Below are 25,166 nucleotides of genomic sequence, written 5' to 3' on the forward strand. Positions count from 1 at the left end.
ATGACAGAGCGTTTTCCAGTGAAGTGGAGTCCGGTTCGTATCAAGAAAACGCGCCAAATCAAAAATCCAGCGACCCGTTCCGATTCCATCGGAACGGAAAAGGTTCTGGAAAGCTTCAACCTCGACCGCCTGCCAACGCCCATCGGGACGGCGCTTTTGGTCACCGATGCGGACGGCTTGCTCCGCGCGCTGGACTGGGAGGATTATGAGCTGCGCATGAAGCAGTTGCTGCGCCTGCATTATGGCGCGGTGGATTTGAAGGACGCGCGGGCGCCGCGCGAGCTGCGCGCCGCATTGACCGGCTATTTCAAGGGCGACCTCGACCGCCTCGCCGCCATCGAATGGCGCGTTGCCGGCACGCCGTTCCAGCAGAAGGTCTGGAACGCGCTGCCCCGGATTCCGGCGGGGACGACGCTGAGCTACGGCGCGCTCGCCGCGAAGCTGAAGATGCCGCGCGCCGTCCGCGCCGTCGGCCACGCCAACGGCTCGAATCCGATCAGCGTGGTCGTGCCGTGCCACCGCCTGATCGGCGCCAACGGCTCGCTGGTCAAATACGGCGGCGGGCTGGAGCGCAAGCGCTGGCTGCTCCAGCACGAGGGCGTGGAGATCTAGCTGTTAGCGTTGATCGGGGTCGCGCGGGGCGCTTCGCAGGTCTCGCAGGATATAGATGAATACAAGCAGCAAAGGCCCCCACGCGAGTATCGCTCCTATCATCATCGCATTTACGGTCGCCATGATAGCTCCTCGCAGGCGCTGGCTGCGTCAACGCTCGCTTCGGACGGCCTGCTCCGGCGCCTGGTAGAGCCACTTCCAGTAGGTCCGGTTGCGCTCCAGTTGGCGCTTGTAGATTTCGCGGCACCTCGCCGAGCAGAACTGTTCGAAGTACCAGCTACGCCGGACCAGCCCAAAGGGACGCTTGCAATCTGGATTGCTGCAGCAGTTTGTCATGACGCGACCTCCGCATTCGCCCGCCGCATCCAGCGGATAAAGTCGTCCTGACCTTTGTGAAAACAAAGCCGTCCGCAGTAGCGTTCGCGCGCAGGATTTCGCAGAGAGATGATTTTCGGATATTCGCTGTCACACTCCGAGCAACGCGGTTCTGTACGCATGGCGACCTCCTCCCGGGGAATTGCCACTTGCCAATTAAAATGTGTGATGCCTGCGCCTTCGCGCCTCGAAGGACGACGGTGCGAAGTCTCGCCGCGTCGCCGTTTTTCTTCAACTTGTCTAGATGTTTGGCGAAATCATCCTTGCGTATAACCCGCCCGCGCGGGCAGCGGATCGGCTCATTTGATCAGTGTCTCGCCGTTTCGCGCCAGCGCAGCTTCGAGGCACGTGATCAGGGCTTCTCCGTCAAACGGCTTGATCAGGAAGCAGGTTGCCCCCGCCTTCAGGGCCCGCGCGCGATCGCTCTCGACGGAAAAAGCCGTAACGAAGATGAACGGAAAGCGGCGACCGTTGGCAAGCAAATGGGCCTGCAGTTCAAGCCCGCTCATGGTGGGCATTCGGACATCCGTTATGACGCACGACGTGTCGTCAAGACCGGGCGATCGCAGGAACTCTTCGGCTGACGCAAATGCATGGACGACGTAGCCGAGCGACCTCACGAGGTTGCAGGTTGCGGCACGAACCGACCCGTCGTCGTCGATGATTGATATGACCGGCGGGTTGGACAAGGAAGTCCTTCCTGAAGACGACCGGAGGGTGTCCCTCGCTATGCTGTCGCGTCCCGGCAGAGTGCGTTGCGAATCAGGTGTGGAGAATCATACTTAGGTTTGCGCTTAGGTTTGGGATTTGCTCTTAGGTTTGCGGCCCGCCGGTGGAGGGGCTGATTCCGAGCACCTGGGCCATCCTCACCAGATCGGGCAGCGATTTCGCGGCCATTTTCCTCATGATGTGCCCGCGATGTATCTTCACGGTGATCTCGGCGACCCCGATTTCGGCTGCGATCTGCTTGTTCATGAGCCCGGCCGTGACGAGTGCCATCACCTGCCGCTCCCGGGGTGTCAGAGTCGCGAACAGCGCATGCACGTTTGAAACAACCTTTGCTTCGTCGCGGCTGCTCCGGTCGCGTTCGATGGCCGAGGTTACGGCATCCAGCATGTCCTGATCGCGGAATGGCTTGGTCAGGAAGTCGACGGCTCCGGCCTTCATCGCCCTGACCGTCATCGGGATATCGCCGTGACCCGTCATGAAGATGATCGGAATGTGGATGTCGGCCTTCGCCAGCTCGGCCTGAAAATCGAGGCCGCTCAGCCGGGGCAGCCTGATGTCGAGGATCAGGCAGCTTGGGACATTCGGCAGCTTGCCGCGCAGAAACTCGTGCGCCGAACCGAACACCTCGACACGCAAGCCTACGGATCGGAAAAGGCTGCTCAGGGCTTCACGCACCGATGCGTCGTCGTCGATGACGAAGACGACCGGTTCTTCGGCGCCTGCGGTTGTGTGAGGCAGTGTCGGGCGCCCGGTCACGGTACATTGTCCTTTTGATGCAATGGCAAGGTGAACTGAAACGTCGCGCCGGGCCCGATATTGTCGGAGGCTGACAGCCGTCCCCCGTGGGACTCGACGATCGAGCGGCAAATCGACAGGCCCATGCCCATGCCGCCGGATTTGGTGGTGAAGAAGGCGTCGAACAGCCGGTCGGCGTTCTCGGGGGCGACGCCGACACCGCTGTCCCTCACCATGACCAGAACGCGGTCGGGTTCATCCTGGCAGGTTCTGATTACCAGTTCCCGCGGCCGGTCCGTGACCGGCTGCATCGCTTCGATGCCGTTGATGACCAGGTTGAGGACGACCTGCTGTAGCTGGACCCGATCGGCAAGGACCGGAGGAAGGGCAGGCGCTAGCTCCAGTTGCAGCGCCACCCGGTGGATGGATAGCTCATGCTGCACGAGGCCGATGATCTCGTTGACGACGTCGTTGATGTAGAGTGGCTCTTTCTCGCCGGCGGTCTTGTTCACGAGCGCGCGGATGCGGAGGATGACTTCTCCCGCCCGATTGCCGTCCTTGACAATCGACTGCACCGTGCTGCGCGCCTCGTTCAAATTGGCAGGTTCGCGGTCGAGCCATCGCAGGCACGCCGCGGCGTTGGTGACGATGGCGGCGAGCGGCTGGTTCACTTCATGGGCGATCGATCCGGCCAGTTCGCCGAGGGCGGTCACGCGTGCGACATGGGCAAGGTTCGCCTGCGCTTCATGCAGTTCCGTCTCGGCTCGCTTGCGGGCAGTGACATCCGTCACCGCGCCGACAAATGCGATGCCGCCGGATGCATCCGTCACAGCACGCGCCGTGGCATGGACATGCTTGACCGAGCCGTCGGGCATCAGCAGTCGATATCCGTGCTGGAAATCCTTGGCGTCGCGGGAGGCACGGTCGATGGTCCGTTGTACGCGCGCGCGATCATCCGGATGGACACGTTGCATGACCGTGTCGTGCTTGACGATGGGGGCCCGCTCAAACTCGAAGATTCTGAAGGTTTCTTCCGACCAGACAATCTCGCCGCTGGCGACGCGCCAGCCAAAGCTGCCGGTGCGGCTCAATCGCTGGGCTTCCGCCAGATACATTTCGCTCTGCCGCAGCGCATTTTCGGCATGCTTGCGCTCGGTGATGTCCTCGCAGGCGATCAGGACGATCAATTGATCGTCCAGCCGCCGCACCGCTTTGGCGTTCTCGCGGACCCAAAGCGCTGAACCGTCCTTGCGAACCTTGCAGATCTCCCAACTGTGGGTTTGGCCGATGTTTGCGAGGCATACGGCAACATTGTTCTGGGCTGTGCGTCGCTCATCGGCAGGAAAGACTTTCAGCACGGATTGTCCGAGCAATTCGTTGACGGAGTAGCCAAGTTGTGCCGCGCCGAATGTGTTCACGGAAAGCACAGTCCCAGTCGCATCGACCATGAAGTACATGACCGGGTTGTGCTCAAACACTTCCTTCCATTGCGCCTCGCTGTTTCGCAGCGCCTCGATTGCGTGTTGCTCGGCCTTCGCTCGGCCGTGGAGCACGGCTTCCGTCTGCCTGCGGGTGCTGCCCACCAGGCGCATCATGATCAGTGAGGCAACCAGCGCGGCGAAGAGGAGTGCGACGGCAACCAGATAGGCGGGAGCCGTCGGTGCGGGGCCGAGGACAAGCCAGATGCAGGCGGACGTCGCCAACGCCAGCACCATGCCGCCGAGCACCCACTGTTCGGCCGAGCGCCAGGAACTCATCGTCTGGTTACGCATCATCGGCAGGACTACATACCGAGCCAAGCTCGCCGCGCCGCTAGGTGACCGAGATCATCAGCGGCCCGCAACGCCGCACTCCTAACGGATTGGATGTTAGCAGCTTTTCGTTGTCCGGAGGACAAAATGGAGGCCCCGTCAGCGACACTCGGTCGCCGGGCGGCCGTCTCGGGTCGCGCGGCGGGCCGGGCAGCGACCCTAAACCTGGGTATGATCCTCCCAACCAGAGGTAATGTTTCGATCAACCTCCGTTCAATGGCCGGTCCCATCTCAATGACTAAGCTGGTCGGGGTACCCCGATGGCGATCATCGAACCGCACGATCCGGAGGTTGAGATGTCGAAAGCACGCCTGCACCTGATCTGTTGCTCCGATGACGTCGAGCCCGAAGCAATGCATCGGAGACGCGGACGCGGCTTCCGGCTATCCGTTATCGACGGAGACAAGCGAGCAATCGCCGCGCCGGGAGAGAAGCTTTGGGAAGCCATGCTTGATCTGTTCGATCTGGGCATCCTGGTTTCCCAGGCAAACTATCTGGCCTTCGTCGCCGCGGGCCTGACAGCTATCGAGCTCCAGGGTTGGGCTGGTCCCAAACAGACCGGCTAGATCGCACGCGAGACCGCGGGTGCAGCAAGCACCCGGTCTTCCCTGCGCCCCCTGACAATGAGGGCGGGAAGTTATCCAGCAAACCTCGGGCGCAACGCGCCGCGAGATGGCGGAGGCACACTCCGTCGTCATTCCGGGCTCGCGAAGTGCGAGCTATGATGTGCGATTGCACATCAGAGAATCCATCGAGCCGCCGTGGTGCAATGGATTTTCCGGGCCTGCGCCCAAGGGCGCATCCTCAGGTGCGCAATTGCGCACCGGGGAATGACGAGTGGCGCGCAATGACGGCAAGGACCGTCCTACGCCGCCGGCTGCGCGACGTTGTCCTCGCTGGCGAGCAGATGAATCAGCGCGCTCTTGATCGCGGCCTGCCGGGTCGGTGCGTTGATCTGGGCGCCGAGCAGGTCCGTCACATAGAACACGTCGCGGGCGCGCTCACCGAAGGTCGCGACATGGGCGGAGGCAATGTTGAGGTTGAGCTTCGAGATCGCGGTGGTCAGTTGATACAACAGGCCGGGGCGATCGAGGCCGGAGACCTCGATCACGGTGTAGCGGTCCGACCACTGGTTGTTGATGGTGACCTCAGGCTCGACCACGAAGGCGCGCACCTTGCCGCGGTTGGCCGCCTTGCGGGCCACCACTTCGGGCAGCCGCAATTTGCCTTCGAGCACCTGCTCGATCATCTCGCCGATGCGGGTCGCGCGCCGTCCCTCGTCCTCGTCGCGGTCGTATTCCCTCGAGATCGCGATGGTATCGAGCGCGCGGCCATCGGTCGTGGTGTAGATCTGCGCGTCGACGATGTTGGCGCCGGCCGATGCGCAGGCGCCTGCGATGATCGACAGCAGCCACGGATGGTCGGTCGCCAGTATCGTCAGTTCGGTGACGCCGCGCGCCTCGTCGAAACCGACATTGATCGCGAGTTGGTGGCCGGCCTGTTCGCTGGCGCGGATGAAACGCGCCTGGCGGATCTTGCGTTGCAGGTCGACCTTGAGCCAGTAGGCGGGATAATGCCGCCCGATGTAGGCGTTGAGCTCCTGTTCCGGCCATTCGGTGAAGGCGGCGCGGAATTCGGATTGCGCGACCGCGATGCGCTGCGCGCGGTTGACTTCCGAGAAGCCGCCGGTCAGCACCGGTTCGGTTTCATAATACAGCGTGCGCAGCAACTGCGCCTTCCAGCCGTTCCACACGCCGGGGCCGACGCCCCGGATGTCGGCGGTGGTCAGGATGGTCAACAGCTTCATCTGCTCGACCGATTGCACGACGGCGGCGAAATTCTCGATCGTCTTGCGGTCGGAGAGGTCGCGCGACTGCGCCACCGTCGACATCGTCAGATGCTCTTCGATCAGCCATGCCACCAGCTCGGTATCAGCAGTGTTGAAGCCGAGCCGCGGGCACAGCCGCCGCGCCACCTTGGCGCCGGCGATCGAGTGATCCTCGAGGCGGCCCTTGGCGACGTCGTGCAGCAGGGTCGCGATGTAGATCACCGCGCGATGCTCGGGCTGGATCTTGCGGAACAGGTCGCTGGCGACCGTGAACTCGTCATTGCCGCCGCGCTCGATGTCCTGCAGGAAGCCGATACAGCGGATCAGATGCTCGTCCACCGTATAATGGTGGTACATGTTGAACTGCATCATCGACACGATCTTGCCGAAGGCGCGGATGAAGTGGCCGAGCACGCCGGTCTCGTTCATGCGCCGCAGCACGATCTCGGCGTTATCGGACGTCAGGATCTCCATGAACAGCCGGTTGGTTTCCGGATTTTCGCGAAGCTGGGCGTTCACCAGCTTCAGCGAGCGCGTCACCGTTCGCATCGCGTCGGGGTGAAAGGCGAGGTTGTTCTTCTGCGCCAGATGGAAGATCCGGATCAGATTGACCGGGTCGTGCTTGAAGACGTCGGGCGCGGCGAGATTGATGCGGTTGTTGTCGATGATGAAGTCGTCGCTGTCGGGCACCCGCCGCCGCTTGGTGCCCGGCCGCAGCCGCGCCACCATGCGGCTCAGCACCGGCGCGGGCTTGGCCTGCTCTTCCTCCAGCTTGGCGCACAGGATCGCGGTCAGATCGCCGACGTCCTTGGCGACCAGGAAGTAGTGCTTCATGAAGCGTTCGACATCCTGCATGCCGGGATGCGAGGTGTAGCCGAGCCTGACTGCGATCTCGCGCTGCATGTCGAACGACAGGCGCTCTTCGGCGCGCCCCGAGACGAAATGCAGATTGCAGCGCACCGACCACAGGAAATCGGCGCAGCGGCGGAAGGTGCGGTATTCCTGCGCGTCGAACACGCCGCGCTCGACCAGTTCGCCGGTCTCACGCACGCGGTAGACGTATTTGGCGATCCAGAACAGGGTATGCAGGTCGCGCAGTCCGCCCTTGCCGTCCTTGACGTTGGGCTCGACCAGATAGCGCGATTGCCCGGCGCGGCGGTGGCGTTCTTCGCGCTCGGCGAGTTTGGCGGTGACGAATTCGGAAGCGGTGCCCTGCACCACGTTCTTGTCGAACCGGGCGACAAGTTCGTCGTAGAGCGGCTGGTCGCCGGTCAAGAAGCGCGTCTCCAGGATCGCGGTGCGGATCGTCATGTCGCCGCGCGCCTGGCGGATGCATTCGTCGACCGAGCGCGTGGCATGGCCGACCTTCAATCCCATGTCCCACAGGCAATAGAGAATCGCTTCCGCGACCTGTTCGCCCCAGGCGGTCTGCTTGTAGGGCAGGATGAACAACAGATCGATATCGGATTCCGGCGCCATCAGCCCGCGGCCGTAACCGCCGGTGGCGACCACGGCCATGCGCTCGGCTCCGGAGGGCACGTGCGAGCGATAGAGGTGCCGGGTGGCGGCCGCGTAGAGGATGCGGATGATTTCATCCTGCATGAAGCAAAGCCGCTCCGCGCAGCGGCGGCCGTGGCGATCCTTCAGCAGGATGGCCTGCGCGGTGGCGCGCGCCGCGACCATCTCGGCCTTCAGGAGTTGCGCCAGCGCCGAGCGAAACACATCCTCGCGTCCGGCATGTTTTTCGGCCAGCGCATCGACCGCCGCGGTGATCCGCACGGTATCGAAACGATCATCCTCCCCCGAAGGGGCCTCAATCACGATGCTGTCCATGATCTCCCCGATATCGGACGGCGCAGGGGCTGTCACGGGCGATTGTACGATCAAATCAAAGCTATGCCGCCGTGCGTGCGAATGCCAGCCATAACCTGTTGGAAAAGCGTGGATTTCCGATGTTTCATGCGGACGGCGCGGAGACTGTGATGACAGCGCGTCGATAGCCCATTATATCCGATGCACAAACAAAAGTCGGGAGAACAAAATGGACGCCGCCGAACTTCGCGCGATGCAGGCGCCGATCAAGGAACGTTACAAGTCCGATCCTTCGGCCGCGGTCATCACCCTCAAAGCCAAGGGCTCGATCGACAATGAAGGCATCGCCTGCAAGGTCGAGACCGGCCGCGCGCTGGCGGTAGCCGGCCTCCACCCCGCTACCGGCGGCTCCGGCCTCGAACTCTGCTCCGGCGACATGCTGCTGGAAGCCCTCGTCGCCTGCGCCGGCGTCACGCTGAAATCGGTCGCCACCGCCATCGAAGTGCCGCTCAAAAGCGGCAACGTCATCGCCGAAGGCGATCTCGATTTTCGCGGCACGCTCGGCGTCGACAAGGAAGCCCCGGTCGGCTTCGAGGAGATCCGCCTGCGCTTCGAGATCGGCACCGACGCGCCGCAGGACAAGCTCGACCTGCTGTTAAAGCTCACCGAACGCTATTGCGTGGTCTATCAGACCATCAGGAACGGCCCGAAAATCTCGGTGTCGATGAAGCGGGTGTAGCTCGGTGTCGCCCCTGCGAAAGCAGGGGCCCATAGCCACCGAAGTTCATGGGTGCGGGAAGGGCCAACCCCGAATCCCTAAAATCGATAAGCCGCGGCGTATGGGTCCCTGCGTTCACAGGGACGACAGAAAAATGTCCCCCGAACTCGCCTTCATCCTCACGCTCGCCCTGCGCATGGCGGTCACCGCGGCGTTCGTGGTGACGGCCTCGATCGTCACCGAACGATCCGGACCCGTAATCGGTGCGCTGATCGCCACGCTGCCGATCTCGGCGGGGCCGTCCTATGTGTTCCTCGCGCTCGATCATGACGCGGCCTTCATCGCCGAGGGCGCGCTGGCGAGCTTGCCGATCAACGCCGCGACGATCCTCCTCGGCTTGACCTATGTCGTGCTGGCGCAGCGCCACGGCGCGCTGCTCAGTTGCCTCGCGGCCGTCGCCGTATGGCTCGTGCTCGCCACGGTCATCCGCTCGGTGCAATGGTCGCTAATCGGCGGGCTGATTGCCAATGTCATCGCTTACGCCATCTGCGTGCCGCTGCTCGCCCGCTATCGCCACGCCAAAATGCCGCCGATCCGGCGACGCTGGTACGACATCCCGTTACGGGCATCGCTGGTCGCGACACTGGTGGCAACAGTGGTCACGACATCGAGCTGGGTCGGTCCCAAGGTGAGCGGCATGATCGCGCTGTTCCCGGCGGTATTCACCAGCATGATGCTGATCCTGCACCCGCGTATCGGCGGCCCGCCGACCGCCGCCGTGCTCGCCAACAGCGCCTGGGGCCTAATCGGGTTAGGCATTGCGATCGCGGTGCTGCACGTCGCCGCGCTGCAGTTCGGCTCGGCGATCGGGCTGAGCCTGGCTCTGGCAACGTGTATCGGTTGGAATCTGAGCCTGTGGTGGATCGGGCGGAGGAAGGCGGCGCTTTGATGCCCGTTACCCCATCTACGAGTGCGTCACCGCTTCGGCAATTTCGCCTTCAGCGCATACAGCGCCTCCAGCGCCTCGCGCGGCGACATCTCGTCGGGATGCAGCGCCTTCACGGCTTCCATCATCTGCTCGGCTTCGCTCGGGGCTACGGGTTCGGCAGCGGCACGGGAAGGGACGGCGAACAGCGGCAGATCATCGGCGAGCGCGCGCGCGGTCTGGCCGCGGTCCTGCGCTTCGAGCTTGGCCAGCACCGACTTGGCGCGCGTGATCACCGCCGGCGGCAGGCCTGCGAGTTTCGCGACCTGGATGCCGTAGGAGCGGTCGGCCGAACCCGGCAGCACCTCGTGCAGGAATACGACGTCGCCCTGCCATTCCTTGACGCGCACGGTGGCGTTGAACATCCGCGGCAGCTTGGCCGAGAGCGCGGTCAGCTCGTGGTAATGCGTGGCGAACAGCGCGCGGCAGCGGTTGGCTTCATGGAGATGCTCGATCGCGGCCCAGGCGATCGACAGGCCGTCGAAGGTCGCAGTCCCGCGGCCGATTTCATCCAGGATCACCAGCGAGCGTTCACTGGCTTGATTCAAAATGACGGCGGTCTCGACCATCTCGACCATAAAGGTGGAGCGGCCGCGGGCGAGATCATCCGCCGCGCCGACGCGTGAGAACAGGCGATCGACGACGCCGATCCGCGCCCTCGACGCCGGCACGTAGGAGCCGATCTGCGCCATCAGCGCGATCAGCGCGTTCTGCCGCAGGAAGGTCGATTTACCCGCCATGTTCGGGCCGGTGATCAGCCAGATCTGGCCGGATTTTTGCGCAGGCCCCGGCGAGAGATCGCAGGCGTTCGCAATGAACGGCTGGCCGTCGCGCTTCAGCGCCTGTTCAACCACGGGGTGCCGGCCGCCCTCGACGGCGAAGCCGAGCGAGGTATTGACCTCGGGCCGCACGTAGTTGTCGTCGACCGCGAGCTTCGCCAGCGCGGTCGCGACGTCGAGCAATGCAAACGCATGCGCAGCGGCGCGGAGATCGTCGCTGGCCGCGAGCGCCATGGCGCAGAGCCGCTCGAAGATTTCCAGCTCCAGATTGAGCGCGCGGTCGCCGGCATTCGCGATCTTGGCTTCGATCTCGCCGAGCTCGGACGTGGTGAAGCGAACCTGCCCCGCCAGCGTCTGGCGATGGATGAAGGTCGCATTCAACGGCGGCGCCATCAGCTTGTCGCCGTGCTGCGCCGTCACCTCGACAAAATAACCGAGCACGTTGTTGTGGCGGATCTTGAGCGCCTTGATGGAGGTCACGTCGGCGTAGCGCGCCTGCATCGCGGCGACGACAAGGCGAGAAGCGTCGCGCAGGTTGCGGCTCTCGTCGAGGGCGGGCTCGTAGCCTTCGCGGATGAAGCCGCCGTCGCGCTTGATCAGCGGCAGTTGCTCGGCGAGCGCACGCTCGAACTCGCGGGCGAGATCGCGCGAGGGGCGGCGCAGTGCCTCCATCACCGCAATGATTTCAGATGGCGGCGCTTCGAGCTGCGCGAGCCGCGCCAGTGCCTGGTCGGCGGCAAGGATGCCGTCGCGCAGGCCCGCAAGGTCGCGCGGCCCGCCGCGTCCGACCGACAGCCGCGCCAGGGCGCGCGACATGTCGGGCGCCGCGCGCAGCGTGGTCCTGACATCGTCGCGCGCCGCGCTATCGGCGACAAAAGTGGCAATCGCATCCAGCCGCCGTGCGATTCCCGCGCTATCTGTGAGCGGCGCGGCGAGGCGTTGCGCCAATAGCCGCGAGCCGGCGGCGGTGACTGTGCAGTCGATCGCATCGAGCAGCGATCCACGCCGCTCGCCGGCCAGCGTGCGGGTCAGTTCGAGGTTGGCGCGGGTGGCAGGGTCGATCGCCATCGTGGTGCCGGCCGCTTCGCGCGAGGGCGGCGATAGCGGCGGACGCTTTCCGACCTGCGTGCGGTCGATATAGGTGACGGCAGCGGCCGCCGCGGTTGCTTCCAGCCGCGACATCGCGGAGAGACCGTCCATGGTCGCGACCGCGAAATAGTCGCATAGTCGGCGTTCCGCGGTGGCGCCGTCGAAGACGTCGCGGGTGAGCGGCGTTACCGACGGCAATTCGCGCAGCAGCGGGCCGAGCTCGGCATCGCCATAGAGCGCGTCGGTGATGATGGCCTCGTTCGGATTGATCCGCGCCAGCGTCGCCGCCAGTTCCACGGTCGAGCATTCCGTGACCATGAATTCGGACGTGGAGATGTCGATCCAGGCGAGCCCGATGCGGTCGCCGCCGGACGAGGCGCGGGCGCGCGCGATCGCCAGCAAATAATTGTTGGTCCGCGCGTCGAGTAGCGTGTCCTCGGTCAGCGTGCCCGGCGTCACCAGCCGCACCACGCCGCGGGCCACCACGCTCTTGTTGCCGCGGGCGCGTGCCGCGGCGGGATTCTCGGTCTGCTCGCACACCGCGACGCGGTGGCCGGCATTGATCAGGCGATGCAGATAGTCCTCGGAGCGCTCCACCGGCACGCCGCACATCGGGATGTCCATGCCCTGGTGCTTGCCGCGCTTGGTCAGCACGATGCCGAGCGTTTTGGAGGCGATTTCGGCGTCCTCGAAGAACAGCTCATAAAAATCGCCCATCCGGTAGAACAGCAAGAGCCCGGGATGGGTGGCCTTGATCTCCAAATATTGTTCCATCATCGGGGTGACGCGCGAATTTGCGTCAGCGGCGGGCGCAGTCTCGGGCGGCGCAGGGGCGGGGATGGATTGCTGGATCGTCATCAGAGCGTTTTCAAGTGAAGTGGGTACCGGTTCGCGTGAAGAAAACGCGTCCAAACGAGAAGCTGGAGCCGGCCAAGGTTCTAGGGCCAAGGCTCCAGGGGCGGCAAACTACAAAATTTCACCGCGCGGTCCTATTCCCATCCCCCCGTTGTCAGAGTTTTCCACGTATCACGCCAGCGTTGAGGGCATGACGGACCTCCCGCGAAAGCACCACCCGGGAACGATGCCTCAATTGACCTGCCGCGGGCACGCTCCTAAAACTCGCCATCAGTTCCGCGGGGCTCGACGCCTAAAGGCCGGCATTCAGGGAGAGATTCAATGCGTGATGTGTTCATTTGCGATGCCGTCCGGACCCCGATCGGCCGCTTCGGCGGCTCGCTCGCCAAGGTGCGCGCCGACGATCTGGCCGCAACCCCGATCAAGGCGCTGATGGCGAAGCACCCCAATCTCGACTGGTCGCAGGTGGATGAGGTGTTTTTCGGCTGCGCCAACCAGGCCGGCGAGGACAACCGCAACGTGGCGCGGATGGCGCTGTTGCTGGCGGGCATGCCGGAATCGGTTCCCGGCCAGACGCTGAATCGCCTCTGCGCGTCGGGCCTCGATGCGGTCGGCGCCGCGGGCCGGGCGATCCGCGCCGGCGAGATCGATTTTGCGATTGCCGGCGGCGTCGAATCAATGACCCGCGCGCCGTTCGTGATGGGCAAGGCGCCGGAAGCGTTCGCGCGCTCGGCAGAGATTTACGACACCACGATCGGCTGGCGCTTCATCAATCCCTTGATGAAGGCGCAGTACGGCGTCGATGCGATGCCGGAAACCGGCGAGAACGTCGCCGAGGAATTCCAGGTGTCGCGCGCCGACCAGGATGCGATGGCGATCCGCTCGCAGCAGCGCGCAGGCGCCGCGATTGCATCAGGCTATTTCGCCGAGGAGATCACGCCGGTGTCGGTGCCGGGCGGCAAGGCGGGACCTGTCATCGTCGACAAGGATGAGCACCCGCGTCCCGAGACCACGCTGGAGGGACTGACGAAATTGAAGTCGATCGTGCGCAATCCCGGCACGGTGACGGCGGGCAATGCATCCGGCGTCAATGACGGCGCGGCCGCGATGATCCTGGCGTCGGAAGCCGCCGTGAAGAAGCACGGGCTGACGCCGCGGGCGCGCATCCTGGGGTTAGCCTCGGCCGCAGTGCCGCCGCGCATCATGGGCATCGGCCCGGTGCCGGCGACCAGGAAACTGATGGAGCGGCTCGGCATCAAGATCTCTGATTTCGATTTGATCGAGCTTAATGAAGCCTTCGCCTCACAGGGCATAGCCTGTTTGCGGCAACTGGGCGTCAAGGACGATGCCGACTTCGTCAACCCGCATGGCGGCGCGATCGCGCTCGGCCATCCGCTCGGGATGAGCGGCGCGCGGCTAGCGCTGACGGCGGTGCACGGCATGGAGAAGCGGGGCGGGAAGCTTGCCTTGGCAACCATGTGCGTCGGCGTCGGCCAAGGCGTTGCGGTCGCGATCGAAAAGGTCAATTAAGACAATGATTTGGGAGGACAAAAAATCGCCCTTTCCCAAATTAGTTATGTCATATAATGATCCGGCGGCGCGGCTCAGCGACAAAATTGCAAAGTAATTTTGTGCTGCGAGCGCGATGCGAGGGAGGAATTCGTCATGACATTGGTCTATCCAGTGCAAAGTCTCGCGGCGCATCCGCCGCGGCTGTCTCCCGCCTACAAGAGCACGGTCAAGCGCTCGCCCTCCAAGCCGCTGATTCCAATGCGGCATACGCTGTCGGAATTGACCGGACCGGTCTACGGCCACGAGACGGTGCGCGCGAACGATCACGACCTCACCGTTCAGGGCAAGGGCGAGCCGATCGGCGAGCGCATCATCGTGCACGGCCATGTGCTCGACGAAGACGGCCGCGGCGTGCCGAACACGCTGGTCGAGTTGTGGCAGGCCAATGCCTGCGGCCGTTACGTGCATGTCGTCGACCAGCATCCCGCGCCGCTCGATCCGAATTTCACCGGCGCCGGCCGCGCGCAATCTGACGCCCAAGGCTATTACCGCTTCGTCACGATCAAGCCCGGCGCCTATCCTTGGGGCAATCACCACAACGCCTGGCGGCCGGCCCACATCCACTTCTCGGTGTTCGGCCACTCGTTCGTCTCGCGTCTCGTCACGCAGATGTATTTCCCCGGCGATCCCCTGTTCCCGTTCGATCCGATCTTCAATTCGGTCACCGACGAGAAGGCGCGCAACCGGATGATTTCCGCATTCGATCTGGAGAATACCAAGCCGGATTGGGCGCTGTGCTACCGCTTCAACATTGTGCTGCGCGGGCGCAACGCTACGCCGATGGAGAACAGATAAGTGCAACAGACCAAGCCCGACGGCGTTACCCCGTCGCAGACCGTCGGTCCGTATTTCGCCTACGGCCTGACCTCGAACGGCAGGTACGACTGGAACGACGCCTTCAGCAACAACCTCGCCACGCCTGATGCATCGGGCGAGCGCATTCGCATCGAAGGACAGGTGTTCGATGGCGACGGCGCGGTCGTGCCGGATTGCATGCTGGAGATCTGGCAGGCGGACGCGCAGGGCAGGTTCAGTGATCCGCAGGACAAGCGGGCGTTGCCGAATTCCACCTTCAAGGGATTCGGCCGCGTCGGCACCGATGCGAAGGGTGGTTACGCCTTCGACACCATCAAGCCGGGCTCCGTGCCCGATCCCGACGGCAAGCCGCAGGCGCCGCACATTGTGCTCGCCGTGTTCGCGCGCGGCATGCTCTTGCACAATTATTCGCGGATCTATTTCGAAGGCGAGGCCGCCAATGCCGCCGATCCCGTGCTGGCGCTGGTGCCGGCCGACCGCCGCTCGACGCTGATCGCGACCCGCCAGCCGGGCAGCGGCAATGCGGTCTACCGCTTCGACATCCATCTGCAGGGCGACAAAGAGACGGTATTTTTCGACGTGTAAGCCTCGACGTTGCAGCGTTTTGCCCTGTCATGGCCGGGCTTGACCCGGCCATCCATCCACCTTCGAGAGGCTTCATGCGAAGAAACGATGGATACGCGGGTCAAGCCCGCGTATGACATCGAGGGTGTGGCGCGTTGCGCTGCCTCATTGTGGGTTGTCAATGACACCTGACTCCTTGCCGCCGCCGGCCAATGCCGAACGTCTTACCGACGCGCTTCGTAAGTCCGGCGTTCTGGGTCCGGCGCGGGTTTGCAGCGTCGAGATGATGACACCTCCGATCAGGAAGTTGCGTTCACATACATTCCGCCTGCGTTTGAACTATGAAGGTCAGGCCGGAGACGCCCCGAACTCCGTCATTGTCAAGATGGGTCATCTCGATGATGCGGGTCGTTCAACATACACGAACGGTCGCGAGATTTCATTCTACCGCGACGTTGCCCCGGCATTGCCGGAACGATTGGTGCCGCGCTGTTTTGAGGCCGTCGAGGCGACGGATACCAGTGCGTGGCATCTCCTGCTGGAAGACCTGACGGATTCGCATTTCGTCGCAACCGCGTGGCCCCTGCCACCCACGACAAAGCAATCGGAGCAGATCGTGGAGGCTCTCGCGCGTATCCATGCCGCGTGGTGGGATGATCGACGTCTCGGTGTCTCGGTCGGGAGCTGGTACGACGCCGATGGCTGGGACAGGATTTTGCGAGATTTCGGCGTTCAGTTCGCGCGGTTCACCGACCGGTACGGAGAGATGATACCAGCCGAGCGGCGGAATCTTTACGAGAGATTGCTGGATCGCGGGCCTGAGTTGCTGGCGCGCTACCATGTGCGGCGCAACCTTACCATCATCCATGGTGACGCCCATCCATGGAATTTCTTCCTGCCCCAGGCGGTTGGAAGCGATAACCCGAGGCTGCTGGATTGGGAAGGTTGGAGCATCAATACGGCGACCGACGACCTCGCTTATATGATGGCGATGCTTTGGTATCCCGATCGCCGAAGGCGGATCGAGCAAACCATGTTGACCCGCTACCACGTAGCGCTATCGGCTTACGGCGTGACCGGTTATGATCTCCAGTCGCTGAGCGATGACTATCGGTTGTCGGTGCTCTGGCTGATCACGCGCCCGGTGAAGCAAGCGATGGCTGGGATCGGCGGTGGGGTCTGGTGGAATAATCTTGAGCGGATTTTTCTCGCGGTCAACGATCTCGGCTGTCGAGAACTGCTCGACTGATGGCATGAACAATTCACGCGACAGGGCAAGACCTCGCACATGATGACGCTTCGCCAGGTCGAGGTGATCCGCGCCGTGATGGTGACCGGCACGATCGGCGGCGCGGCGCGGCTTCTGAACGTATCGGCGCCGGGCATCAGCCGGCTGGTGAAATACACCGAGAAGTCGCTGGGCGTCCGCTTCTTCCAGCGCCAGAACGGGCGCTATTTCCCGACGGCGGAAGCTCGCAACATCTTCGAGCAGATCAACGGCGTCTACGAGAAGATGGATGATCTTTCCGAGATCATCTCCAAGATCGGGCGCGGCGATCTGTCCGAACTGCGTATCGGCTCGGTGCCCAGCATCTCGCAGGTCATGGTGCCGCGCGCGATCGAGCGGGTGCGGCGGCGCTATCCGGAACTGCGGATCGACATCAACATCCTCAAGATCGAGGAGGCGGTCGATTATCTGCTGCTGGGCCGTGGCGATTGCGTCGCCATGAGCTACCGGCTCGATCATCCCGGCCTCGACTTCCTGCCGCTGGCGTCGGGCGAATTGTTCTGCATCGTGCCGGCAGGACATGAGCTTGCCGGATGCAAGCAGGTCTCGGCCGCCGAGATCATCCGCTATCCCCTGATCGGCATCGATCCGAATGATCCCTATGGGCGGATCATGGCCGAGATATTTGCGCGCAACAAACTCGACTACGACATCACCATCCGCGCGCGGTTCGGCACCACCGTGTGCGCGCTGGTCAAGGCCGGCCTCGGCATTGCCGTGATCGACCAGTTCACCGTCGCCGATGGCGGCTATCCCGGCGTCGAATTGCTGGGGATCGTCGAGCCGACCAGGTTTGACACTTACATTGCGGTGAAGCGCGGCGCGCCGCTATCGCTTCACATCGAGCATTTCATCGAATGTCTGCGCTCGGAAATGCGGGCGGTGGGACCGGGAAAGGCTGCGCCGCGTAAGCCCGATGCCAAGCCCCGCAGGGAAGCAACATCCCGCAAGGAAGCCCGCAGGAAATAACATGATGTTATCTATCTGGCATAAATGGGTAATTGTGTTAGGTCGGCAAAGCGCTATCGTCTGGGCGGATCGGGCGTGCCCCGAACCGACCGCTGCCGTTAACGCGCATTGCGCCCGATGACGAGATCATGAGCCCTGCCGCCCGACCGCTTGCTCCAGCCGATCGCCGCTTTCTCACCGGCCTGATCGGCGCGCCGATCGCGCATTCGGCGTCGCCGGCGATGCATGAGCGGGCGGCCGAGGCACTCGGCGCACATTGCCATTATCAGCTCATCGAAGTCGCGGGCGCCGGCCGCGAGGAATTGCGGCTGCTGCTCGACGGCGCGCGCCGTCTTGGATTTGCGGGCGTCAACGTCACCTTTCCGTACAAGGAAGCGGTGGTGTCCCTGCTCGATGAGATGTCCCCAGGCGCGCGCGCGATCGGCGCGGTCAACACGGTCGTGGTCCGGGATGGCCGGCTGATTGGATACAATACCGACACAACAGGGTTTGCCCGGGCGATCACCGAGCTTGGCCGTGATCCCGCGCAGAGCCGCGTCGCCGTGATCGGCGCAGGCGGCGTCGGCAAGGCGATCGCCTTTGCGCTGGCGGCGACCGGCGTGAGCGAGATCAGGATCTTCGATACCGATCGCGCCAAAGCTGAGCAGCTCGCCACGCAGCTCAAGAGCCATGGCGAAGCAAGGCCCGCCGACAGCGTCGAGGACGCGATGCGCGGCGCCACCGGGGTCGTCAACGGCTCGCCGGTCGGCATGTTGCCGAACCGCGGCACCCCTGTGCCGGATGCCTTGCTGCATCGGGACATATGGGTGGCCGACGCGGTCTATACACCGCTGTGGACGCCGCTGCTGAACGCCGCCAAGGCAAAAGGCGCCGAGGTCATGACCGGGCGCGAGCTTGCGATCTATCAGGCCGCGGACGCATTCGAACTGTTCACGGGACTGAAGCCATCGGCTGTCGAGATGGGAAATGCATTCGACGCCGTGATGGCCAGGCGCTACGCTAAAGTGAACGCAGCTTAGAGCATGATCCGGAAAAGTGGGTACCGGTTTTCCCTCGCGACAAACGCGGCACGCGTTTGCGCGGAGATCATGCTCACTCCAAGAACACGGCCGGTCACAAGGCCGCTTATTGTAACGCGAAGAGGGGATGGAAATGAGATCTGGAATTTTTGCAGGACTCCTGCTTGCCACCGTGTCAGCCGCCGCCGCATTCGCGCAAGGGGCGCCGATCAAGCTCGCCAATGTCGCCGAACTGTCCGGCGGCGGCGCTACCGTCGGCAACAACTGGAAAAACGGCATCGACCTTGCGATCGAGGAGATCAACGCCAAGGGTGGGTTGCTCGGCCGCAAGCTGGAAGTCACGCATGCGGATTCGCAATCGAATCCCGGCGTCGCACGCGCGCAGGTGCAGAAGGCGCTCGACAACGAACCTTATGTGCTGCTCGGGCCCGGCTACTCCGGATCCGTCAAGGTTACTTCGCCGCTCGCCGCCGAAGCCGGTATCACCCAGATCATGGGCGGCGAAGCCGCCGAACTGACACAGGGCGGCAACAAGTTGCTGTTCCGCACCTCGTTCGGCCAGCAATCCTCGATGCCGAAGGTCGCCAAATACATCAACGACGAGCTGAAGGCGAAATCGGTCGCGATCGTCTGGGTCAACAACGACTTCGGCAAGGGCGGCCGCGACGTCATCACCAAGGAATTCGCCAAGTACAACATCAAGGTTGCCGCGGACATTTCCACGGAAGCGGGTCAAGCCGATTTCGCCGCCGACGTCAGCAAGATCAAGGCCGCGGCGCCCGATGCGGTGTTTGTCTATGTCAACGAGGAAGAGAGCGCGCGGATGCTCAAGGAGCTGAAGCGCCAGGCGATCACCGTCCCCCTGATGGGCGAGACAACGCTGGTCGGCCAGAAAGTGGTCGAACTCGCCGGCGATGCCGCCAACGGCGCGCGCGGCCATGTCGGTCTTACCACCGATGCACCGGTCGATCTGGTCAAGGCATTCAGGGAGAAGTTCGTCAAAAAGTACAATTACGTCCCTGATCATAACGGGCTGAAGGGCTATCTCGCGATCTACATGATCAAGGCCACCACCGAGAAGATGGGCAAGGTCGATTCCAAGGCGTTCGCCGACAACCTGCACGGTCTCACCATCAAGGCCGCGAGCGAGCCCGGCATCCTGATGGATGTGACCTTCGATGAGAAGGGCGACATCGATCGCCAGGGATTCCTGGTCGAGATCGTCGAAGGCAAGCAGGTCGTCAAGCAGGTGCTGCCGAAACTGAACTGAGCCGCGACGGGGCGTGCGCTTGAACGTCCGCCCCCGAGATCAGCATGGTGAAATGATTGACGCCGTCCACATGTGACGGGTGAGGGGAGGAGCATGTCCAATCTGCTCGATCTGCTCGTGGCAGGCCTTGCGACCGGGGCGATCTACGCTCTCGTCGCGGTCGGTTTCACGCTGCTGTGGCAGACGTCGCAAACCATCAATTTCGCGCAGGGCGAATTCGTGATGTTGCCGGCGTTCCTGATGCTGGCGGTGATGCATGCGGGTGCGCCGTTCTGGCTCGCGATCATTCTCGGCATCCTGCTGTCATTGCTGCTCTTGGGGCTCGGCTTCAAGCTGCTATTGGTCGATCCGATGCTGCGGCACGGCGTGCTGCCGCTGGCGATTGCGACCATGGCGCTCGCGATCGGCATGAAGGAGGCGGTGAAGCAGTTCTTCAGCGCCGAAGCATCGCCATTTCCCTCCATCGTGCCTGCCGGTGACGTCTGGATCCTCGGCCGGGTGGTATCGTTGCAGAGCCTCGGCGTGCTCGCGCTCGCGATCGCGGTCGTGATCGGCCTGACCGCGCTGTTGAACCGCACGTCGATCGGCCATCAGATGCAGGCGACAGCGCAGAACCCGACGGTCGCCCGCATCATCGGCGTGCCGGTCGAGCGCATGATCCTGCTGACCTTCCTGATCAACGCCTTCCTGGTGGCGCTGGCCTCGCTGCTGATCACGCCGATCTATCTGGCGAAATTCTCCTCCGGTGAAGTGCTGGGGCAGGCGGCGTTCATCGCGGCGATCGTCGGCGGCTTCAACCAGGTGCGCGGCGCCATTGCCGGCGGGCTTTTGATCGGCGTGGTCGACAATCTCGCCGCCGCCTACGTGTCGACGCAGTACCGCGCCGCGGTGCCGCTGATCCTGCTGATCGTCATCATCCTGTTCCGCCCGCAGGGACTGCTCGGCCGGCCCGAGGAGCGCACGGTATGACCGCAACGGGGAAATATTTGCGCATCGCGCTCGGCATCTTGGTGATCGCGGCATTGATCATCTTGCCCATGAACTTCAATCGCTACGGCCTGTTCATCCTGAGTCAGTGGGCGGTGATGACGATCGCTGCGATGGGGCTCAATCTGACGCTCGGATATGCCGGCCAGGTCTCGCTGGCGCAGGGCGCGTTCGTCGGCATCGGCGCCTATGCGGCGGCGATCATGACCACGCAGGGCCTGCCGTTGATCGCAGCGCTCGGCGTCGCCATCGTGCTGTGCTTCGCGATCGGATGGATCCTCGGCTATCCGGCGCTGCGCGTGCAGCATCACTACCTTGCCTTCGTGACGCTGGCGTTCTCGACGCTGGCGTTCCTGGTGTTCCGCAACGAGGATTGGCTCACCAAGGGCATCTACGGCATCTCCAATATTCCGCGGCCCAACGTCATGGGCTTCGCCACCAACCGGCCGCTGCCGTTCTATTATTTCTGCCTCGGCTCGCTTGCGCTCGTCTCGCTGGCGATGTGGTGGCTGATCCGCTCGCCCTGGGGCCGCGCTTTCGTGGCGCTGCGCGAAAATCCGGTGCGGGCGCTGTCGCTCGGCATCGATACGCGGCGTTATACGCTGATGGCGTTCGCGATCGGCTCGGCGCTCGGCGGTGTCGCCGGCACGCTCTATGCGCCGCTGACGCAATATATCGATCCGGTTCCCTTCAATCTCTCGCTCTCGCTCGATCTGCTGATGATGGTGATTGTCGGCGGCTCCGGATTCTTCTTTGGGCCGTTCCTTGGCGCGATGATCGCCGTGCTGTTGCCGGAATGGCTGCGCTTCACGCAGGGCTATTACCTGATGCTCTATGCGGTCGCGGTAATGCTGCTCTTGATCTATTCGCCGACCGGCATCCTCGGCATTCTCGATCGCTATCTGGCCGAGCGGCGCACCAAGGCGGCTTCCGCCTTACGCGCAGTCGCCAAATCCAGGCTGGAGACGGCGCCATGACCGCGGTCCTCGAAGTCACCAATGTCAAAAAGAGCTTTGGCGGCATCAAGGCCGTCGACGGCGTCAGCTTCGACGTGCAGGAAGGGGAGATCCTCGGCCTGATCGGCCCGAACGGTTGCGGCAAGTCAACGCTGTTCAACTGCATCCTCGGTCAGCTCGCGCCGACGGTTGGCGAGGTCAAGGTCGACGGCAAAATCGTCACCGGATTGCGACCGTCCGAATTGAATCGTCTCGGTGTCAGTCGCACCTTCCAGCTTCTGCAGGTATTCCCGAAACTGTCGGTGCGGGAGAACCTGATCCTCGCCGGGCAGGAACACCAGGGCAACATGATGTCGCGGCTGCTCGGTCCATCCGATGCCGGACTATCAGCAGCGGCCGACCAGATGATCGGCTTCTTCAAGCTCGATCATCTCGCGACCGAAGCCGCCGGCGGCCTGTCCTACGGCCAGCAAAAACTGCTCGATGCGGCGATGGCATTCATGGGCGGGCCGCGGCTGGTGCTGCTGGATGAACCTGCCGGCGGCGTCAACCTCACCATGCTCGGCGATCTCAAGGAGCGGCTGGCTGCGATCAACCGCGAGAAGCGCGCCACCTTCGTCGTCATCGAGCACAACATGGAGTTCGTGATGTCGCTGTGCACCCGCGTCATGGTGATGGCGGAAGGCAAGCTGCTGGCGATGGGCACACCAAGCGAAGTGCGCGCCAATCCCGCCGTCATTGAAGCCTATCTCGGTCATTAGAGGAACAGCCCATGAGCGACGCCATCCTCGATGTTCAAGGCCTCGTCGGCGGCTACGGCAAGATGACGATCCTCAACGGTACCACCTTCTCGGTGCCGGTGGGCTCCATCACCACCGTGATCGGGCCGAACGGCGCAGGGAAGTCCACCGTGTTCAAGGCGATCTTCGGCCTGTTGAAGCTGCGCGAAGGCAGGATCGTCTTCAAAGGACGCGACGTTACCGGGCTGAGCCAGCGCGAGTTGCTGACATCAGGCATTTGCTACGTGCCGCAGGGCCGAAATATTTTTCCTGAGCTGTCGGTACGCGACAACATCCAGCTCGGCGCCGTCGTGGCGGGGCGCGACATCACCGACCTGCCTGACCGGATCGAGGCGGCGCTCGACAAGTTCCCGGTGCTGCGCAAGAAGGCGACCCAGCAGGCGTCCACGCTGTCGGGCGGCGAGCAGAAGCAGCTTGAGGTCGTCCGCGGCCTGTTGCTTAATCCGCAACTGGTGTTGATCGACGAGCCGTCGATCGGGCTTTCGCCGCTGATGGTGCAGCAGACCTTCAACATTCTAAAGGATCTCCGCGACCGCGGCGTATCGATCCTGATGATCGAGCAGAACGCGCGCTCCGCGCTGGAGATTTCCGACTACGGGATCGTGCTCGAACTCGGCCAGACCCGGCTTGTCGATACCGCGCAACGCGTACTGAACGATCCACGAATCGGGCAATTGTTCCTGGGCGGCGCGATGACGGAAACAGCAGCATGAACAAGCGCTCGATCGCCACGGTATCGCTCAGCGGTGCACTCGACGAAAAGCTGCGCGCCATCGCCGCAGCGGGCTTCGATGCCGTCGAGATCTTCGAGAACGATTTGCTGTCGTTCAGCGGCAGCCCGCGCGACGTCGGCCAGATGTGCCGGGACCTCGGGCTTTCGATCTGCGCCTTCCAGCCATTCCGTGACTTCGAGGGCATGCCGGAGCCGCAGCGCACCCGCAACTTTGCGCGCGCCGAGCGCAAGTTCGACCTGATGCAGGAATTGCAGACCGACCTGATGCTGATCTGCAGCAACATCTCGCCAGCCTCGCTCGGCGGTATCGACCGTGCGGCCGCCGATTTCTGCGCACTGGGCGAACGCGCCGCCGCGCGCGGCCTGCGCGTCGGCTATGAGGCGCTTGCCTGGGGGCTTCACGTCAACGATTACCGCGACGCCTGGGAGATCGTGCGGCGCGCCGATCACAAATCGATCGGCATCATTCTCGACAGCTTTCATGCGCTGGCGCCGTCGTTTCCGACGCTGACGATCCAATCGATCCCGGCCGACAAGATATTTCTGGTGCAGCTCGCCGATGCACCAAAGCTCGGCCTCGACGTGCTGTCCTGGAGCCGGCACTTCCGCTGCTTCCCGGGTCAGGGCGACCTGCCGGTCGCGCGCTTCGCGGAAGCCGTGCTCGCCACCGGCTATGCGGGCCCGCTGTCGCTGGAGATCTTCAACGACCAGTTTCGCGCCGGCTCTGCGGTCCGCACCGCGACCGACGGGCTGCGCTCGCTGATCCTGCTCGAGGATGACGTTCGCGGCGCGGCGGCGGGCGCGCCGGCCATGCCGCTGCAGCCGAAGCCGAAAAGCCGCGGCGTCGGCTTCATCGAGTTCGCCGTCAGTGACGAAAAAGCCAACAGCCTCGCCGCGCTGTTCGGCCAGCTCGGCTTTCGCAAGACCGGCGCTCATCGCAGCAAGGACGTCGAACGCTGGTCGCAGGGTCATATTGACCTCGTGATCAATTGCGAACCCGATGGCTTCGCGCATTCGCACTTTGTCGCGCACGGCCCCGGCGTCTGCGCCATCGCCATCGACGTGGATGATGCCGGCAGGACCATGGCGCGGGCGGAAGCGTTGCAGGCGCGGACCTTCTACCAGCCGGTCGGGCCGGGTGAACTCGAGATTCCGGCGATCCGCGGCGTCGGCGGCAGCCTGCTGTATTTCCTGGAACAGGCCGGCAAGAACTGGGATCTCGATTTCGAGCCGCTGCGCAGCGATGCGGCTACCGATCGGCTCGATGCCGTCGACCATATCTCGCAGTCGATGCCTTATGACGAGATGCTGTCGTGGCTGTTGTTCTACACCGGCATTCTCGATCTGGAGCGCTTGCCGCAGATGGAGATCGCGGATCCGGTCGGGCTGGTGCAGAGCCAGGCGCTGATCAATGCCAATCAGGGCCTGCGCGTGGTGCTCAATGGCTCGTCGGCGACCCGCACGCTGTCGGCCCGCTTCATCCATGAATTCTTCGGCTCCGGCGTGCAGCACGTCGCGTTCTCCTGCCGCGATATCTTCGCCGCGGTTGCCGAGATGCGCTCGCGCGGTGCGGACTTCCTCAGGATTCCCGACAATTACTACAACGATATCGAAGCCAAATACGGCCTCGATGCCGCGACCATGACGGCGCTTCGCGAAAACCAGATCCTCTACGACCGCGAAGGCGAGGGCGAATTCTTCCAGGTCTATACCCACGCGTTCGACGAGCGGTTTTTCTTCGAGATCGTCGAGCGGCGCAACTATCACGGGTTCGGCGCCGCTAACGCCGCGATCAGGCTGGCGGCGCAGACGCGGGAATCGCGGCCGCTGACCATGCCCAAGGCGTGACACTTCGGGCTGAAAA

General features: G+C 63.5%; 22 protein-coding genes. 16 read left to right on the forward strand and 6 right to left on the reverse strand.

Annotation, left to right across the window (positions count from 1 at the left end; genetic code table 11):
- Positions 1–612 (forward strand): methylated-DNA--[protein]-cysteine S-methyltransferase, encoded by a 612-nt coding sequence (locus V1288_RS13015; protein ID WP_334357412.1) that lies wholly within the window; start codon positions 1–3, stop codon positions 610–612.
- A gap of 150 nt (positions 613–762) precedes the next feature.
- On the opposite strand, the gene V1288_RS13020 is transcribed toward V1288_RS13015, so the two are convergent.
- The 4 genes from V1288_RS13020 to V1288_RS13035 form a co-directional block, all read right to left on the reverse strand.
- Positions 763–948 carry a hypothetical protein gene (locus V1288_RS13020; RefSeq protein WP_334357413.1) on the reverse strand — a complete coding sequence of 62 codons (186 nt, stop codon included), beginning with the start codon at positions 946–948 and terminating at the stop codon, positions 763–765.
- A 338-nt stretch (positions 949–1,286) separates the two neighbouring features.
- On the reverse strand, positions 1,287–1,676 hold the full coding sequence (locus tag V1288_RS13025; protein ID WP_334357414.1) for a response regulator transcription factor: 390 nt from the start codon (positions 1,674–1,676) through the stop codon (positions 1,287–1,289).
- Between the two features lie 124 nt (positions 1,677–1,800).
- On the reverse strand, positions 1,801–2,472 hold the full coding sequence (locus tag V1288_RS13030) for a response regulator transcription factor (protein ID WP_334357415.1): 672 nt from the start codon (positions 2,470–2,472) through the stop codon (positions 1,801–1,803).
- Positions 2,469–4,250 carry a PAS domain-containing sensor histidine kinase gene (locus tag V1288_RS13035; protein WP_442893945.1) on the reverse strand — a complete coding sequence of 594 codons (1,782 nt, stop codon included), beginning with the start codon at positions 4,248–4,250 and terminating at the stop codon, positions 2,469–2,471. Before V1288_RS13035 ends, V1288_RS13030 begins: the two co-directional genes overlap by 4 nt.
- A gap of 272 nt (positions 4,251–4,522) precedes the next feature.
- Here V1288_RS13035 and V1288_RS13040 point away from each other — a divergent pair, with 272 nt between their 5' ends.
- Positions 4,523–4,828 carry a hypothetical protein gene (locus V1288_RS13040; RefSeq protein WP_334357416.1) on the forward strand — a complete coding sequence of 102 codons (306 nt, stop codon included), beginning with the start codon at positions 4,523–4,525 and terminating at the stop codon, positions 4,826–4,828.
- A 299-nt stretch (positions 4,829–5,127) separates the two neighbouring features.
- Here the strand turns inward: V1288_RS13040 and V1288_RS13045 are convergent, their stop codons facing one another.
- Complete coding sequence (locus V1288_RS13045; RefSeq protein ID WP_334357417.1) at positions 5,128–7,923, reverse strand: [protein-PII] uridylyltransferase; 2,796 nt, start codon at positions 7,921–7,923, stop codon at positions 5,128–5,130.
- A gap of 208 nt (positions 7,924–8,131) precedes the next feature.
- Here V1288_RS13045 and V1288_RS13050 point away from each other — a divergent pair, with 208 nt between their 5' ends.
- Together V1288_RS13050 and V1288_RS13055 are read left to right on the forward strand one after the other, a co-directional pair.
- On the forward strand, positions 8,132–8,641 hold the full coding sequence (locus V1288_RS13050) for an OsmC family protein (RefSeq protein WP_334357418.1): 510 nt from the start codon (positions 8,132–8,134) through the stop codon (positions 8,639–8,641).
- 133 nt (positions 8,642–8,774) lie between these two features.
- Positions 8,775–9,569, forward strand: coding sequence for a hypothetical protein (locus tag V1288_RS13055; protein WP_334357419.1), 795 nt, complete (start codon positions 8,775–8,777; stop codon positions 9,567–9,569).
- Between the two features lie 26 nt (positions 9,570–9,595).
- On the opposite strand, the gene mutS is transcribed toward V1288_RS13055, so the two are convergent.
- On the reverse strand, positions 9,596–12,331 hold the full coding sequence (mutS, locus tag V1288_RS13060) for a DNA mismatch repair protein MutS (protein ID WP_334357420.1): 2,736 nt from the start codon (positions 12,329–12,331) through the stop codon (positions 9,596–9,598).
- A gap of 318 nt (positions 12,332–12,649) precedes the next feature.
- Between mutS and pcaF the strand changes: the two genes are divergently transcribed.
- The 12 genes from pcaF (at position 12,650) to V1288_RS13120 (ending at position 25,150) form a co-directional block, all read left to right on the forward strand.
- Positions 12,650–13,858 carry a 3-oxoadipyl-CoA thiolase gene (pcaF, locus tag V1288_RS13065; RefSeq protein WP_334357421.1) on the forward strand — a complete coding sequence of 403 codons (1,209 nt, stop codon included), beginning with the start codon at positions 12,650–12,652 and terminating at the stop codon, positions 13,856–13,858.
- Between the two features lie 135 nt (positions 13,859–13,993).
- Positions 13,994–14,695 (forward strand): protocatechuate 3,4-dioxygenase subunit beta, encoded by a 702-nt coding sequence (gene pcaH / locus V1288_RS13070; protein WP_334357422.1) that lies wholly within the window; start codon positions 13,994–13,996, stop codon positions 14,693–14,695.
- On the forward strand, positions 14,696–15,301 hold the full coding sequence (pcaG, locus tag V1288_RS13075) for a protocatechuate 3,4-dioxygenase subunit alpha (protein ID WP_334357423.1): 606 nt from the start codon (positions 14,696–14,698) through the stop codon (positions 15,299–15,301).
- Between the two features lie 160 nt (positions 15,302–15,461).
- Entirely contained in the window at positions 15,462–16,529 is a 1,068-nt protein-coding gene (locus tag V1288_RS13080) for a phosphotransferase (protein WP_334357424.1), read from the forward strand.
- A gap of 39 nt (positions 16,530–16,568) precedes the next feature.
- A complete protein-coding gene (locus tag V1288_RS13085; protein WP_334357425.1) occupies positions 16,569–17,537 on the forward strand; it encodes a LysR family transcriptional regulator in 969 nt (322 codons plus the stop codon).
- Between the two features lie 128 nt (positions 17,538–17,665).
- On the forward strand, positions 17,666–18,556 hold the full coding sequence (locus V1288_RS13090; RefSeq protein WP_334357426.1) for a shikimate dehydrogenase: 891 nt from the start codon (positions 17,666–17,668) through the stop codon (positions 18,554–18,556).
- A 133-nt stretch (positions 18,557–18,689) separates the two neighbouring features.
- Positions 18,690–19,826, forward strand: coding sequence for an ABC transporter substrate-binding protein (locus V1288_RS13095; RefSeq protein ID WP_334357427.1), 1,137 nt, complete (start codon positions 18,690–18,692; stop codon positions 19,824–19,826).
- A 93-nt stretch (positions 19,827–19,919) separates the two neighbouring features.
- The gene (locus V1288_RS13100) at positions 19,920–20,795 is read left to right on the forward strand and encodes a branched-chain amino acid ABC transporter permease (RefSeq protein WP_065746554.1); all 876 of its coding nucleotides are present in this window, start codon (positions 19,920–19,922) and stop codon (positions 20,793–20,795) included.
- Positions 20,792–21,790 carry a branched-chain amino acid ABC transporter permease gene (locus V1288_RS13105; RefSeq protein WP_334357428.1) on the forward strand — a complete coding sequence of 333 codons (999 nt, stop codon included), beginning with the start codon at positions 20,792–20,794 and terminating at the stop codon, positions 21,788–21,790. Before V1288_RS13100 ends, V1288_RS13105 begins: the two co-directional genes overlap by 4 nt.
- The gene (locus V1288_RS13110) at positions 21,787–22,530 is read left to right on the forward strand and encodes an ABC transporter ATP-binding protein (RefSeq protein WP_334357429.1); all 744 of its coding nucleotides are present in this window, start codon (positions 21,787–21,789) and stop codon (positions 22,528–22,530) included. The genes V1288_RS13105 and V1288_RS13110 overlap by 4 nt, the downstream gene beginning before the upstream one ends.
- 11 nt (positions 22,531–22,541) lie before the next feature.
- Entirely contained in the window at positions 22,542–23,282 is a 741-nt protein-coding gene (locus V1288_RS13115; RefSeq protein ID WP_334357430.1) for an ABC transporter ATP-binding protein, read from the forward strand.
- Complete coding sequence (locus V1288_RS13120; protein WP_334357431.1) at positions 23,279–25,150, forward strand: bifunctional sugar phosphate isomerase/epimerase/4-hydroxyphenylpyruvate dioxygenase family protein; 1,872 nt, start codon at positions 23,279–23,281, stop codon at positions 25,148–25,150. Before V1288_RS13115 ends, V1288_RS13120 begins: the two co-directional genes overlap by 4 nt.
- Positions 25,151–25,166 lie beyond the last annotated feature (16 nt).

This window comes from Bradyrhizobium sp. AZCC 2176 (genome assembly GCF_036924645.1).
Lineage (GTDB): Bacteria > Pseudomonadota > Alphaproteobacteria > Rhizobiales > Xanthobacteraceae > Bradyrhizobium.